The organism is Flavobacterium sp. HTF (assembly GCF_003105115.1).
Lineage (GTDB): Bacteria > Bacteroidota > Bacteroidia > Flavobacteriales > Flavobacteriaceae > Flavobacterium.
In genome coordinates, this window is the sequence record NZ_QETH01000061.1 from 13475 (window position 1) to 27318 (window position 13844).

Here is a 13844-nt window from a genome sequence, read left to right on the forward strand (position 1 = left end):
CATGTATTTGTTAAAATAGACTTAAAATTTACAATTTGGCAACATTTTTTTTCCTTCGTTTAAAAAATTCTGACGTTTTGTGTTTTTTTTCTGATATTTTTATTTTGAATTTCTGATGAATATTGTCAAAAATCGTCTCTTTTGTTTTTATGATAATGTATATTTGATGTTTTTAACATTTTTTATAATTAAAATTTAAGAATGGAAATTCAAAAGATTAAATGGGGAATTGTTGGCTTAGGGAATATTGCCCATCAGTTTGCTGCAGACTTATTATTGTTAGAAGATGCTGAATTGGTCGCAGTTGCATCAAGAAATTTAGAAAAAGCAAATCAGTTTGCCCAAAAATATAATTGTACAAAAGCATATGATTCCTATGATGCCCTTTTTGCTGATGCCCAGGTTGACATTGTTTATATTGCAACACCGCACGATTCGCATGCAGAATTATCTATAAAGGCATTACAAAAAGGCAAGCATGTTTTATGCGAAAAACCTATTGCGTTATCTTATAAGGATGCTGTTAATATGACTGAAGCTTCTAAAAAGAATAATAAATTTTTTATGGAAGCTTTTTGGACGCGCTTTATTCCGTCTGTTCAGAATGTTGTGGAGAAAGTTAATAATGGAATAATCGGTGAAATAAATTACATAAAAGCCGGTTTTGCCTTTTACGGAAGTGAAACAGAAAATAAAAGGCTTTTTGACAAGGAACTGGGAGGCGGGGCACTTTTTGATATTGGCGTTTATCCTTTATTCTTGTCTTATCTCTTTCTGGGAAATCCGAAAGAGATCGTTGCAAAAGCAATCAAACATAAAAATGATATTGATTTACAGACTTCCATGATTTTGCAATATGAATCTGCCCAGTCAATATTGAATGCGTCTATAATTTCAGATTCGGATATGAAAGCAGTTCTTTCCGGAACAGAAGGAAGGATAGAATTAAACGTACCATGGTTTGTCGCTGATGGATATTCTGTTTTTAAAAATGAAGAAGAATCTGTTTTTAAATTTCCAACTCTTGGAAGAGGTTATACGCATGAAGCCATCGAATGTCATAACTGTATAAGGAACAATAAAATAGAAAGCGAAAAATGGTCACATCGTAATAGTCTGGATTTGAGCAAAATAGTTGAGGAAATCAAAAACCAGATTGGTCTTGGTTTTTAAAAATTATATTTTGTAGTAAAAAGATTATAAATTAAATATTTTTAGTAGTTTTAAAAATATTTAATGAATGAATTTTTATGCTGATTAAAGTTTACGGGAGTGCCGTTTTTGGAGTTGAAGCCACAACCATTACGGTTGAGGTAAATATGGATAAAGGAATTGGTTATCATTTAGTTGGATTGCCTGATAATGCCATAAAAGAAAGTAGTTACCGTATTGCGGCAGCTTTAAAAAATAATGAGTATGCAATGCCGGGCAGGAAAATAACAATCAATATGGCACCGGCCGATCTTCGAAAAGAAGGTTCTGCATACGATTTGCCTCTTGCAATCGGAATTTTAGTCGCATCAGATCAGATAAAAGCACCCGAAGTTGATCAGTATATTATTATGGGAGAGCTTTCGCTTGACGGAAGCCTGCAATCTATAAACGGAGCTTTGCCCATTGCTATAAAAGCAAAAGAAGAAGGCTACAAAGGTTTTTTTCTTCCAAAACAGAATGTAAAGGAAGCTGCGATCGTTGCAGGTTTAGATGTTTATGGAGTCGAAAATTTACAGGAAGTAATTGATTTTTTTGAAGGAAAAGGAACTCTGAAACCAACGACAATCGACACCAGAACTGAATTTTATAAAACACTCGATTTTCCTGAGTTTGATTTTTCAGATGTTCGCGGACAGGAAAGTATTAAGCGCTGTATGGAGATTGCAGCAGCCGGAGGACACAACATTATTTTAATTGGCCCGCCCGGAGCCGGAAAAACAATGCTGGCGAAAAGATTGCCCAGTATTCTGCCGCCAATGACTTTGCGCGAAGCACTTGAAACTACAAAAATCCATAGTGTTGCAGGAAAATTAAAAGAAGTCGGTTTAATGAATCAAAGACCATTTCGCAGTCCACATCACACAATTTCTAATGTGGCATTGGTTGGTGGCGGAAGCTATCCGCAGCCAGGCGAAATCTCGATGGCGCACAATGGCGTTTTGTTTCTGGATGAGTTGCCGGAATTTAAACGTGATGTTCTCGAAGTAATGCGTCAGCCTCTGGAAGATCGTGAGGTTACCATTTCGCGTGCCAAATTTACCGTGACCTATCCATCATCGTTTATGCTGGTTGCCAGTATGAATCCAAGCCCAAGTGGTTTCTTTAACGATCCGAGTGTGCCTAATACTTCTTCACCACACGAAATGCAGCGTTATATGAGCAAAATTTCGGGACCACTACTAGACCGGATCGATATTCATATAGAAGTAACGCCTGTTCCTTTTGAAAAATTATCAGACGACAGGAAAGCCGAAAGCAGTGTCGAAATCAGAAAACGTGTAACGGCAGCACGGGAAATTCAATCACTTCGTTTTGAACAATTGCCCAATATTCATTATAATGCCCAAATGAATACCAAGCAAATCAGGGAATTTTGTGGACTTGACGAGCAATCAAAACAATTGCTAAAAACGGCTATGGAAAGACTAAATCTTTCAGCAAGAGCGTACGACAGGATTTTGAAAGTAGCACGGACAATCGCCGACTTAGATGGTTCGGAGCAAATTATTTCCCCGCATATTGCCGAAGCAATCCAATACAGAAGTTTGGACCGCGATGGCTGGCTGGGGTAGTTTATTTCAGATTTTAGTCCCGATCCCGAATCATCGGGACGGGATTAGATTTTAGATTGTGAAGCTTAAACATACAGTAGTGTCATTCCGGGGAACGAGGAATCGCACTAGAAACTCGACAGCAGTGTATTCAGCACGTGCTATTTCTCCTCCTTCGGAATGACAATGTACTTTTAATTCAACTCAATAAAATCCTCTGTGTGAATTTCGTCCAAAAAAATAGCATCATGTGAAACCACAATTAAAGTTCCTTTATATTCATTAATAGCGGCAGTCAGGATTTCTATATTTTGAATATCAAGATTATTTGTTGGTTCATCTAAAATAATAATATCCGGAGCCTGATTATTTATGGTTAAGCAACAAAGCATCAAACGCATTTTTTCTCCTCCGCTTAAAGCAAAACAAGGCTTGTTCCAGTCGTTTTGAGAAAACAAAAACTTGTTTAGTTTCATTTTTATGTCATGTTCCTGTAACCCGGAAGTATTAAATTTCTGAGCTTGTTCATAAACCGAAATTTCATTTTCGATAAGCGAATAATCCTGATCGATATAAATAATTCTGGAATCGGCTTTGTAGACAATTCCTGTTTTGGGCTGTAATTCGCCCATGATGATTTTAATCAAAGTTGTTTTTCCTGAACCATTTAAACCTTTCAGCGCCATACGCTGACCACTTAGGATTTGGAAACTAAGTGATTTTTTCCATAATAGTTGATCTTCGTAACCATGATTAATTTCAGTTGCCTTAAAAAGTATTTTTCCTTTGTGTAAATCCGTTTTGTCAAAGCCAAATTTCATCTGCTCAATATCAGGCAAAGACGATCGTAATTCTTGTAATTCTTTTGAGATTCCGCCAATTTTTTCAGCATGAACCCCTTTGGTTTTTGCCGTGCTGTTTTCGGCATTGTTTCGCAAAGTGTTCATCATAATTCGGGAAACTCCGGCTTTCTTTTGCTTCTTTTCACCACGCGAATCCAGTTTGTTTTGTCTTTCGAGAGTTTCACGCTCTTTTTCTTTTGCTTTGCGCAAAGCTTTTTCCTTACTCTGAATATCCTGGCTCAAAGCATTATTTTCTATGAATTTTTGTTCGGCATAAAAATCATAATTACCGCCATAAACTGTAATTCCGTATTTCGACAATTCGTATACGGAACTTAGTAAATTAAGCAGCTTGCGATCATGGCTTACAATAATCAAAGTTGAAGAAGTACTTTTTATAAAATTGTACAGCAATTCTCTTCCTGAAATATCCAAATGATTACTGGGTTCGTCAAGCAAAACAAGTTCAGGCTGGTGAATAGAAATTCCGGCCAGAAAGACTTTTGTTTTTTGTCCGCCGCTCAGCGTCTCCAGTTTCTGATTCAAATTTAAATTCCGCAATTGCCAATATTGCAACGCTTCATTACAGCGATCTTCAATTGTCCAGTCGTCGTTTAAAACATTGAGGTTTTCTTCAGAAACATTTCCGTTAAGAATTTCCTGAAGTGCATTTAGTTTATCTTCTACCTGTAACGCCTGCGCAATGGTAAGATGATTAAACTGTCCAAAAATCTGAGGTACATAATAAGGTTTTGAATCTGATTTGAGTAATCCGTCCGAAGCCTGTAATTCGCCCGAAATAATTTTTAGGAGTGTAGATTTTCCAACGCCATTGTTGCCAATCAAAGCAATTTTTTCCTGATTATTGGCTGTAAAAGTAATTTTGTCAAACAGTAAGTCCCTGTTTGTATGTAGGTATGAAATGTTCTGTAAAGTAAGCATAATTTCTTCTTTAGAATGAATAATTATAGCGAACCACAATGGGTTTACTATCTAATTTTTCGGGAAGAAATTATTTTTCACATAAAGAATTATATTCGTTTTTACTTCTGCAAATATAAGAATGTTTTTAAAAGCCTGCAAAATCTTGTTTTTACAGGCTTTTAAATTTTGTTTATTTTTTAGAAATATTCCAGAAACTCATCTTTCGTCGGGTTGCAAAACCTAGTTTCTCATAGAGTTTTATTGCTCCGGAATTCGTTTCTACAACATGCAGAAAAGGAGTTTTATTTTCATCAAAAATAGTATTGACAACATGCGACGTTAATTGTTTGGCGTAACCTTTTCCGGTATGACCGGGATGCGTTACAATAGCACTTACTTCTGTAAAATTGTTCATTTTCATGCGTTCGCCGGCAATGGATACTAACTTTCCATCATTGAAAATTCCGTAGTAATTCCCCAATAAAAATGTTTTGGGTTTAAAATATCCGGGCTGAACCAGATTTACCAAATGGAATAATTCGTCTGCATGTTTTTCGGTTAATTTAATAATTTCATTATCGAACGAAATTGAAACTTTTTCGCGAATAATCATTTGAAGGCAAACCAGTTCCTTTACGATTTGTAAAGTATCAGCGATTTTGGGTTTTTCTCCAACGATAAAGAAATTTTCACATAATGAAGCATATTTTCCGGTTGAATGTAAAGTGCTCTCAAGTTCTGCAAAACCACCAAACGGACAATAATCAGGATTATAAAAAAGAGTTCCATTATAATCTATGGCAAAATCAGTATGGTTTTCAGAGAGTGAATTCCAAACCGGATTATCTAATTTATTTTCTTCAGTGATCTTCATTTTTAATCTTTAATTTGAGGATAAAAGAATTCGAAATAGCAGGATACAGAATTGTTCTGTACAACTTATTAGCTGATAAAATTTAATGTAAATATATTAGATTTTCAGAATGATAATATTCTTTTGCTTTCTAAAAAACAAAAAAATCTCATTCCCTAAGAAATAAGATTTAATTGATTGATGACTGAATTTTTTATTTTGCTCTTTCTGCAAAAATATTGTCCAGACCTTCCATAGCGATGGTAAATCCTTCTTTGAAACCCATTTCGATGATTTTCTCCAAATCAGATAATTTATCATGTTTAATGGCGATATCGACAATGGTTGAATTTCCCTGCTCAGAAAAATTCACATCCCAGTCAGAACGCGGAAAATCGGTATTCAAGTTTCCTTCGCTATCGCTGAAAGCATCCAGGTATTTAAAATTTGTCTTCGGAGTAATGGAAGTAAAATCGGCAATTGCCCAGTGCTCTTCACCTTCGGGTCCCACCATAGCATACAGTCTGCGGCCGCCTTCTTTAAATTCCATGCTTTTGGTTTTGGCTTTCCAAGGAGCAGGAGCCCACCACTGATCTAAAATTTCAGGTTCTGTCCATGCAGACCAGACGTTTGCTAATGATGCGTCAAACTCACGTTTTACATTTACGGTACTATTTTCTTTGTCTACAGTAAAATTCATTAAAAGATTTGATTTCATTTCTTTACATTTTAAATTGATTACTATTTATTGATTCTGTTTTATTTTCGTGTTTCAAAGATTTTATCCAGACTTTGCATAGTAGCCGTAATTCCTTCTTTGAACCCCATTTCGATTATTTTTTCCAGTTCTTCGAAACTATCTCGTTTAATTGTAATATCAACAACGGTCAGATCACCTTTTTCAGAAAACTTTAAATCCCAATGGGAACTTCCAAAAATTGAATTTGGATTTCCTTCGGCATCGCAAAAAGTTGAAGAATGTTTAAAATTTGTTTTGGGAGAAATCGAAGAATATTCAAAAAGGCTCCAGCGTTCTTCACCTTCCGGACCCACCATGGCATAAAGTCTGCGGCCGCCTTCTTTAAATTCCATACTCGTTGTTTTAGAGGTAAACGGAGCCGGTGCCCACCATTGGTCTAAAATTTCAGGTTCTGTCCAGGCAGCCCAGACATCAGACAATGGCGCATTAAATTCGCGTTTTATCCTTACGCTTTTGTTTTCTTTATCGACAATAAAATCCATTACAAGATTAGTTTCCATTTTCTTTAGTTTTTAAATTTATTAATACCTGATCCAGTTGGTTAAAACGTTTTTCCCAGATTTCTTTAAATTGTTCTAACCATTTATCTATTTCTTTCATTTTGTCTATTTTGAGCTGATAATAGATTTCTCGTCCTTCTTTTCTTTCTTCTAATAAATCACATTCGTTTAATATTTTAATGTGTTTAGAAACGGCCTGTCTTGTTGTCTGAAATTGCTCTGCTATTGCATTTGGGGTTAATGCAGTAGAGGAAACCAATACCAAAATGGCTCTTCGGGTCGGGTCGGCAATAGCCTGAAATATATCTCGTTTCATTTTGATGTATTTAAATACGCAATCAATAAGTTGCAAATATAAGCAACTTTTTGGTTGCGCAATATTTTTTTCTGTTTTTTTTATTTAGGTAATAATTTTTGGAGCATAACTGTTTGTATCATATTATACTAGCTGTGCTCAGTCGTTTTTTTATTAAAAAGGAATAAAAAAATCCCATTTGCTTTTGACAAATGGGATTAGAGATTGTTTTATGATCGGAACCTGTTTCTGACTACAATATTTTTGAGTTTGGCTTTGAGATCTTCTCCGGTATCAAAAACCATTTGCTCGTTGTTCGGAAACGGAACGGCGCGTTTATTAAAATAGCCCAGATAATTTTCGTCGCAGGCATTTCTGTCACCGCGATAAGTAGAATAAATATTCTCAAAAACATATTCGCTCGCCACAGGAAAAGATTGCAGCAGCTGATTCGATTTTAAATCAACATAATCTACTTTGGCAGTTACCTGACACGCTTTGTATTGTCTGAATTCGTAAATATTGATTTTGAGGGTTTTAAAATTATCGACTTTTACCGGTCGGCCCAAACTGTCTTTTACAGGATTTCCTCTGCTGTCGGTAAGCGTTCTTACGCCATCTTTAACCTGTTTTTCTTTGATGAATTCTTTCTCTTTTATCTGTTCCGGCGAAATATTTATTTCTCTGAAATTGACAATAAGGCCGTAATCATAAGAAATGTTTTTTTGTTTAACGCTATGATAAACCGTCCATTTATCATCCAGTCCGTAAGTGCTGATGTCCAGTAAATCGTTCTGCAGCTGCTTCGGAATAATCATATTGGTCTCGTTTGTGGCATAAACGTTTACAAAATCAGTTCCTTTAAATTCAGCATCCAGCATTAATTTTTTGGCATTCTTATAATTCGGGTTTATACTTTCTATATAATTCAAATCATCAAAAGCTTTTCTTGCATCTAATTTATTTGGCGATTTTAGAAGAACTTGTGCATTATCATATAAATACTTTGATAAGGCATTTTTACTGCTCACAATCTGATCCGAATAATTATCAAAAGGAAACTGAGCTGCTTTTCCTTGTTTCAATAACTGAAGCGGTAACAAAGGCCTGATCTTTTCCTGACGGTTATTTAGTTGGATATAAGTATTATAAATGCGCTCCAGATTGGCAGGATTTTTTTCTTTCTCCATGATTTCAAGATTGCGCAGGTCACGGTCTTTTGCTTTTGCAAAAGCTTCTTCGAGAAGATAGACATAATCTTGTTTTCCTTTAGAATCTTTCTTGGTTTTTAATGCCTCGACAGCACGATTGATAGCGCCATCATAATCACCGTCGCTCAAAAGTGACTGCGTTGTTTTTACGCCGCACGAAACCGTTAAAAATAAGATAGAAACCAGTAAAGTAATTTTTTGCATGAGGTTGCTTTTTGAAGGTGTAAATATATCTTTTTTTAACTTTTCAACAACTATGCCTTTTTTTAATTTATCAGAAGCAGAAAATCCGGTTTTCATAATAATCATACGTTCGGTTTTTGCCTTTATTTCTTCTCACGATAGTCAGGATTGATGCAGTACATTAAATATATCTCAGCCACCAATGCTGATGTTCAGTTTTATATTTTCCAAACCATTTAGACGGTTTATAAAGTAAAGCCACAACAGAAATCCAGATCAGGTAGATGGCCCAAAGCGGTAAACCACTTTCTAAGCCTTTTGGCCTTCCAAAAGTTCCCGAAGCAAATTCGAATTGCGACCAGTCAAAGCCTTGTGCAAAAAGCATGATTAACGTGAGAATATGAATGACATAAAAATGAACAATGAAATAAAACAAAGGCACTTTTCCGTAAACCAAAGTCACTTTTTTGATTCCATTTTGAAATTGTTCAGCGAAGGCGAGCAACAAAAACATAATCCCTAAAGTCGCCAGACAAAATAGGAGTGAAGGCGGATATTTGGTCACATTCATAAACGACAAAAACGTAAAAACAGCATCTTTCTGTGATGCCCATAATGCCGGATCGCCGTAAATATTCAGAAACCGAATGGTGATAAATAATACTAAAGCGCTCAAGCCAATTTTCAGGAACAGTTTTTTTCTTTTTTGTTCTTCAAGTGCAAAGAATTTTCCCGTTGCAAAACCAACCAGCATAATGCCGAGCCAGGGAATCGGAGGATAACCCATAATAAAAGCCCTTCCAGAAAACGGAATTACCACTGGACCAAAAAATGGTGATAAAACGGCTTTTAAAACCGAATTTTCTGCAAATGGAATAAGTAGCAAAAGATTGTGACAGAATATGATAGCCAACCCGATAATTCCCAGTATTTTTGAACGGATTTTTAGTAATAATCCCAAGGCGATAAACCCGAAACCTATTGCGGCTATAACTTCGAATAAAAGGGTGTGAAAACCAATATCGAAAAACAATCCAAAATTGACAAGAGTAAATTCAAGGACGATTAGCCAAAAACCTCTTTTTAATAAATGCTGTCTTGTTTCGGCAGGATTATTTTTGTTCTGAAGCGAAAGATAAACCGAAGTTCCCGCCAGAAAAACAAAAATCGGCGCGCACAAATGCGTAATCCAGCGTGTAAAAAACAACAAAGGCGTAGTTGTAGCCAAATCTGTCGGACTCTGCGTAATGGAATCGACATGCATCAAATCCCGGACATGATCCAGCGCCATAATAATCATTACAATTCCGCGGACTATGTCTATTGATGGCTGTCGTTTCATGTTTTTGATTTTTAAATACTTAAAGGTAAATCTAGTAAATTATTTTTAAGTATTTGGAATCAATTTTATATGTAAAAGGAATTGTTTCGAAAATCTCATTTAAAGAATTGATAAACAGAATTAGTATTTATTGTATTTTTGTTATAATTGAAACAGAAATATAGGAAGGTATAATGAGATTAATTTTAATTTTAGCGGTTACATTTCTCAATTTTACTAATTTGAGCGGACAGGAAACGATTCGATTAGAAAGAAAACCAAAAGTTATTCTACATAGTTGGTATCCCGAATTTAAGGAATTTCCAAAATTAAACATTGCAGAAAGTAAAATTCTGTTTACTGTAATTCCTGATTTTAAAAATCTCATTATACGTGATAATGATATTAATTTAAAAGCAATAAATGGCGAAGTCGAAATTAAAGAAACCGACAAGCCTAATCAATATTTGGTTAAGGTGAAAAAAGCTGATTCAAAATTTATTGAATTTGAACTTTGGTTCGATTTAGGCAATTACATTATTTTGTTAAAGAAAAATTCTCAATGGATTGATGTTCGAAAGATTTATCCTTATAAGGAGAACAGAATAATGTTGCAAACCATAAAGCTTCAAATAACAAATTGAATAGTACTTGCTATGTTGAATTTAGATAGTATCTAAATCTAAACCATATTCCGTCTGATATCTCAACTTAAAATAGGTTTTATTTTTATTGTTTCTTATTCAAATAAAGTTTTAAGTGCATAAAAAAAAGTATACTCCGAAGAGATTATATAGTTAATTAATAATCCAATCGAAAACGAAATTAAATTGCAGATAATTGAAATGAATAAAGCTTTTTTGTATTCTATTTTTAATAATTTATAAATCAGGAATGATTCAACTAGAATTGCAAAAGATTCACAAATAATGATGTAGGGAATTCGAGATTGAATAAAAGTGGGAAAAACAAACCATACATAAGGCAAAGTTGAAAAAGAAGTAACTAATCCTGTAATCAACAAGAGTTTATTGCTGATATTAAGTTTTTTATATCTGGTTTTAAAGAATAAAAATAAAACAAGTGTTTCAATAAAGATGGTTATCAATAATGCAAATAAAAATTTAAAAACCGTACCACTAGTGTAAGTTTCAACTATTCTGTTGTCTTTTTTAAAAGGATATATGTCGCTTTTACTTTGTTCTATGTAATCAAATTCTCTGAAAGTGTATGGAGATCCGTCATTATTGAAGATTGCTTCAGCGCATTTGAATAATACAATTCTTGTTTTAGTTAGTTTTACAATTTTGTAATATTCTTCGATATATGAAATTGGCTTGTCATTGTCGATGTATCCACCCTCTGTGTCAATATAAATATTAGCTTTTAAAAAAGACTTATTTTTCTCCCAATTGAGGCTATCTAAATTCTTATTCAAAAGATAATTTTTTTTGGCAGCAACAATATAAAGGATGTTGAATTTATACCCGTCAATGTGAAGATAATCTTTAGAATTTATGACATAAGATTTAATAGGTTTTCCCGCAGGATGTTTAACATAGCCGATAAAAGAGAAATCTGGAAATTCATCTATGTTTATTATTTTTACGCGTTTTTCAAAATAATGTGAATTTTGGGGAATTACATCAGCGTTTGATGTTTGAAATACCAATAAAAAAGAAAACAATAGAAATATATTCCTCATATTTAAGCTGTTATAAAAGTTTAGCTTTTTCTTGTTTTCACTCTATAAATAATCTCCCAAAAAATAATAGAGAAAACAGCATTAGCAAAAATAGCAGTTTTAACGTGATAAGGATCGTATTTTAAAAACAGATGCAAATTGGTGAATTTGAGTGCTAGAAATAAAGCCAAAGCAGCGATTCCGATAGCGCAAATTACATTGAGAAGTGGTTTCCATTTTAAGCCAAAAAACGCATAAATAAGATTTAAAGCAGCAAAACCACATCCTAAAGTGATGTAAGGATCCGTTTTTAATATTTCGCCCAACGACAGTAAAAAATGAGTTGCCGTAAGGTATAAAAAGAACATTATAGAATAAATCAGGACTCTTATTTGTGGTTTCATTTTTTTGTCTTTTAGTTATGCTTTTTGTTTGCGGATGCTATGAACGATTTAGTAACGGTGCTTTTTTGTTTTTGGGATAAAGATAAAAACTTCCAATTGTCAAAAGCACTCCAAATATACCAAAGAAACCAATTCCCCAATAATCATTGTCTCGATTTGTTTTATTAAAATCGGATAAGGATAAATATTTGAAGTTTCGGTTCTCTACTTCGACAACATCAATTTTTTCGTAATGAAAGTACTTTTCCCAAAAAGACATTTGCACTTTCTTACTTATTTTTTGTTGATATTGATCTTTTTCGATAGTGAGATAAATTTTATCACCCTTTTTAAAATCACGCATTAAATCTTTATAATAAGTTTCTTTTAGTGCCAGACTTCCAGTTTTAAATTCGAAATCACTCAAATTTTCTAATTTAAAAACCAGTGATCTTGATTTCCTGCTGTGTTTTAATTCGATATCTTCTGATAAAGTTCCTTTTATGACACAGACCTCATTTTTAGTTAAACTATCGTCTTTGTAAAATTGACCCGCAATGTAAACAAACAGAATTCCTAAGAGAATCAGGATAATAGAGAACTGTATGTTTTCTTTTCTGTCGAGTCTTTCTTTTAAAATTTTGTTTTGAGGTTTATTTTTAATTATTGACGATTTTATTTTATCAAAATCATCATAGTCGAAACTGCTCACTTTAATGATTTTATGTTCATTTAAAGTAAGATACAAATACTCGTAGTCACCATATTTACTCTCTTTTTTTCTAACAAGCCAACTATTTATATCAGTACGCAAAATAGTTCGTTTGAACAGACCCAAAAATCTATGGAATTCAATTGTATCAGAATAGATATGAATTTTTGGTAAATTAAGAATGTAGTAAAGAATGTATACCGGAAAAAGTGCTAAAAAACAACCAGCAGCTAAATTAGGATATGTAGAAAAATTATTGGGATTGAATTTTAAAGAGACAAGCACGCATATATAAGATATAAAAAGGATTCCAAACAAGTACAGAATTATATTTTTAATTTTAAATTTCGAAGTAATTATCAGGTCCGACATCTCAGTTGTTCTTAATTGTTTTTTTGATTACTTACTGCAAAATAGCCTCTATTTTGGCCTCCGATTTTTCTCTCACAGGGCTGTCCGGATGAAAACTCCAAATGATCAGGAATTTTCCTTTTACCAGATACTCTTCAGGATGTTCATCGCTTGGCTGACCTTCTTTTCCCCACAATAATCCCTGTAGAAAACGATCACCTTTGAACCTGTTTTCAAATTCAAAATACATAATCGAGCCACCGTCTGCTTTGTTTTTGAAATTCTGAATTGCTTTACTCTTTACTGTTCCGACAATATTACTATACGTTTCAATGTCGTTATAAAAAGTGCAGGCCTGCGGCGTAACGCAAATATTACCGTCGCTTAAAGTATAGCCGCCTTTTGGAATTTCTTTTGGTTTTAGTTTTAAATCAGCAATAGTCTGGCTGAATATATTTGTAGTAAGTAATAGAAATAATACCGACAGGGGAATCGTAATTTTCATAGTTTTTGGGTTTGATTTGGTATGCTAAAATAGGTTTTTTATTTTTTTCTTACTTTGACTATTTTATCTTTTTCATCAAAATATAAAAGTTCTTTATTTTTCTCAAACCAAGATCTCCAGTTTTTTATAGTTTCATTTGGAGGAAATACAGGCATATCAAATGCTTCTTCCATTTTGTAAGTAATGCCGGTGATATCGATTAAAAACTTACGGGCTTCATATATTTTGTTTAAACTTATTGATTCATTTTCATTGTTCGCTAATCTTTCGAATGATTCGAGGTTGTCTAGAAAAGTTCCCTGAGCATTTTGTGAATTTACGTTGTTTGAAAAGGAAAGAAAAATGACAAATAAAACAAAAGTTAGTTTTTTCATAGATTTGTTTTTGATTTATAAAAAAAGCACAAAATCATGGATATTTGTGCTCTTGCAGAATTTTTATTGTTGAGGAATTATTTTCCTTGGAGTAATTTTTCTAAATATTCCACTTTGTCTTTTTCCGCCTGAACCAAACGTTCGTAAAGTTCTACAACTTTATCAAGAGGATTAAATGTGC

The 13844-nt window shown here is 33.7% G+C and carries 15 protein-coding genes and 1 pseudogene; 3 read left to right on the forward strand and 13 right to left on the reverse strand.

Going from position 1 to position 13844, the window contains the following annotated elements; genetic code table 11:
• The first annotated feature begins 201 nt into the window (after nucleotides 1-201).
• Complete coding sequence (locus DCO46_RS16100; RefSeq protein ID WP_116753528.1) at nucleotides 202-1173, forward strand: Gfo/Idh/MocA family protein; 972 nt, start codon at nucleotides 202-204, stop codon at nucleotides 1171-1173.
• A gap of 77 nt (nucleotides 1174-1250) precedes the next feature.
• Nucleotides 1251-2786 (forward strand): YifB family Mg chelatase-like AAA ATPase, encoded by a 1536-nt coding sequence (locus DCO46_RS16105; RefSeq protein WP_116753529.1) that lies wholly within the window; start codon nucleotides 1251-1253, stop codon nucleotides 2784-2786.
• A 173-nt stretch (nucleotides 2787-2959) separates the two neighbouring features.
• On the opposite strand, the gene DCO46_RS16110 is transcribed toward DCO46_RS16105, so the two are convergent.
• The 7 genes from DCO46_RS16110 to DCO46_RS16140 all read right to left on the reverse strand — a co-directional run bounded on the left by DCO46_RS16110 (nucleotide 2960) and on the right by DCO46_RS16140 (nucleotide 9675).
• Complete coding sequence (locus tag DCO46_RS16110) at nucleotides 2960-4549, reverse strand: ABC-F family ATP-binding cassette domain-containing protein (protein ID WP_116753530.1); 1590 nt, start codon at nucleotides 4547-4549, stop codon at nucleotides 2960-2962.
• 172 nt (nucleotides 4550-4721) lie between these two features.
• Nucleotides 4722-5405, reverse strand: coding sequence for a GNAT family N-acetyltransferase (locus DCO46_RS16115; protein ID WP_116753531.1), 684 nt, complete (start codon nucleotides 5403-5405; stop codon nucleotides 4722-4724).
• 193 nt (nucleotides 5406-5598) lie between these two features.
• Nucleotides 5599-6102, reverse strand: coding sequence for an SRPBCC domain-containing protein (locus DCO46_RS16120; protein WP_116753532.1), 504 nt, complete (start codon nucleotides 6100-6102; stop codon nucleotides 5599-5601).
• A gap of 41 nt (nucleotides 6103-6143) precedes the next feature.
• Nucleotides 6144-6644 (reverse strand): SRPBCC domain-containing protein, encoded by a 501-nt coding sequence (locus DCO46_RS16125; protein WP_116753533.1) that lies wholly within the window; start codon nucleotides 6642-6644, stop codon nucleotides 6144-6146.
• Nucleotides 6634-6960, reverse strand: a complete 327-nt coding sequence (locus DCO46_RS16130) for an ArsR/SmtB family transcription factor (protein ID WP_116753534.1) — start codon at nucleotides 6958-6960, stop codon at nucleotides 6634-6636. The genes DCO46_RS16125 and DCO46_RS16130 overlap by 11 nt, the downstream gene beginning before the upstream one ends.
• Before the next feature lie 209 nt (nucleotides 6961-7169).
• Nucleotides 7170-8354 carry a hypothetical protein gene (locus tag DCO46_RS16135; protein ID WP_116753543.1) on the reverse strand — a complete coding sequence of 395 codons (1185 nt, stop codon included), beginning with the start codon at nucleotides 8352-8354 and terminating at the stop codon, nucleotides 7170-7172.
• A 160-nt stretch (nucleotides 8355-8514) separates the two neighbouring features.
• Nucleotides 8515-9675 carry a DUF1624 domain-containing protein gene (locus tag DCO46_RS16140; RefSeq protein WP_116753535.1) on the reverse strand — a complete coding sequence of 387 codons (1161 nt, stop codon included), beginning with the start codon at nucleotides 9673-9675 and terminating at the stop codon, nucleotides 8515-8517.
• 173 nt (nucleotides 9676-9848) lie between these two features.
• Between DCO46_RS16140 and DCO46_RS16145 the strand changes: the two genes are divergently transcribed.
• Nucleotides 9849-10298 (forward strand): hypothetical protein, encoded by a 450-nt coding sequence (locus DCO46_RS16145; RefSeq protein WP_116753536.1) that lies wholly within the window; start codon nucleotides 9849-9851, stop codon nucleotides 10296-10298.
• Nucleotides 10299-10393: 95 nt separating this feature from the next.
• On the opposite strand, the gene DCO46_RS16150 is transcribed toward DCO46_RS16145, so the two are convergent.
• The 6 genes and pseudogenes from DCO46_RS16150 to DCO46_RS23240 form a co-directional block, all read right to left on the reverse strand.
• On the reverse strand, nucleotides 10394-11359 hold the full coding sequence (locus DCO46_RS16150; protein ID WP_124019574.1) for a hypothetical protein: 966 nt from the start codon (nucleotides 11357-11359) through the stop codon (nucleotides 10394-10396).
• 20 nt (nucleotides 11360-11379) lie between these two features.
• Nucleotides 11380-11742, reverse strand: a complete 363-nt coding sequence (locus DCO46_RS16155) for a hypothetical protein (RefSeq protein WP_116753538.1) — start codon at nucleotides 11740-11742, stop codon at nucleotides 11380-11382.
• A 37-nt stretch (nucleotides 11743-11779) separates the two neighbouring features.
• Nucleotides 11780-12535 (reverse strand): hypothetical protein, encoded by a 756-nt coding sequence (locus DCO46_RS16160; protein WP_124019575.1) that lies wholly within the window; start codon nucleotides 12533-12535, stop codon nucleotides 11780-11782.
• A gap of 301 nt (nucleotides 12536-12836) precedes the next feature.
• Nucleotides 12837-13289, reverse strand: coding sequence for a hypothetical protein (locus DCO46_RS16165; protein WP_116753540.1), 453 nt, complete (start codon nucleotides 13287-13289; stop codon nucleotides 12837-12839).
• Nucleotides 13290-13327: 38 nt separating this feature from the next.
• Nucleotides 13328-13663, reverse strand: coding sequence for a hypothetical protein (locus DCO46_RS16170; RefSeq protein ID WP_116753541.1), 336 nt, complete (start codon nucleotides 13661-13663; stop codon nucleotides 13328-13330).
• A gap of 77 nt (nucleotides 13664-13740) precedes the next feature.
• Nucleotides 13741-13844, reverse strand: a pseudogene (locus DCO46_RS23240) (transcriptional regulator); the annotation flags it as partial.

Excerpts from the sequence above, each read along its gene's own strand:
- DCO46_RS16150 (WP_124019574.1), bottom strand. The coding sequence starts at position 11,359 with ATGAGGAATATATTTCTATTGTTTTCTTTTTTATTGGTATTTCAAACA.
- DCO46_RS16155 (WP_116753538.1), bottom strand. The coding sequence starts at position 11,742 with ATGAAACCACAAATAAGAGTCCTGATTTATTCTATAATGTTCTTTTTA.
- DCO46_RS16170 (WP_116753541.1), bottom strand. The coding sequence starts at position 13,663 with ATGAAAAAACTAACTTTTGTTTTATTTGTCATTTTTCTTTCCTTTTCA.
- DCO46_RS16110 (WP_116753530.1), bottom strand. The coding sequence starts at position 4,549 with ATGCTTACTTTACAGAACATTTCATACCTACATACAAACAGGGACTTA.
- DCO46_RS16100 (WP_116753528.1), top strand. The coding sequence starts at position 202 with ATGGAAATTCAAAAGATTAAATGGGGAATTGTTGGCTTAGGGAATATT.
- DCO46_RS16145 (WP_116753536.1), top strand. The coding sequence starts at position 9,849 with ATGAGATTAATTTTAATTTTAGCGGTTACATTTCTCAATTTTACTAAT.
- DCO46_RS16105 (WP_116753529.1), top strand. The coding sequence starts at position 1,251 with ATGCTGATTAAAGTTTACGGGAGTGCCGTTTTTGGAGTTGAAGCCACA.
- DCO46_RS16120 (WP_116753532.1), bottom strand. The coding sequence starts at position 6,102 with ATGAAATCAAATCTTTTAATGAATTTTACTGTAGACAAAGAAAATAGT.
- DCO46_RS16135 (WP_116753543.1), bottom strand. The coding sequence starts at position 8,354 with ATGCAAAAAATTACTTTACTGGTTTCTATCTTATTTTTAACGGTTTCG.
- DCO46_RS16125 (WP_116753533.1), bottom strand. The coding sequence starts at position 6,644 with ATGGAAACTAATCTTGTAATGGATTTTATTGTCGATAAAGAAAACAAA.
- DCO46_RS16140 (WP_116753535.1), bottom strand. The coding sequence starts at position 9,675 with ATGAAACGACAGCCATCAATAGACATAGTCCGCGGAATTGTAATGATT.
- DCO46_RS16130 (WP_116753534.1), bottom strand. The coding sequence starts at position 6,960 with ATGAAACGAGATATATTTCAGGCTATTGCCGACCCGACCCGAAGAGCC.
- DCO46_RS16165 (WP_116753540.1), bottom strand. The coding sequence starts at position 13,289 with ATGAAAATTACGATTCCCCTGTCGGTATTATTTCTATTACTTACTACA.
- DCO46_RS16115 (WP_116753531.1), bottom strand. The coding sequence starts at position 5,405 with ATGAAGATCACTGAAGAAAATAAATTAGATAATCCGGTTTGGAATTCA.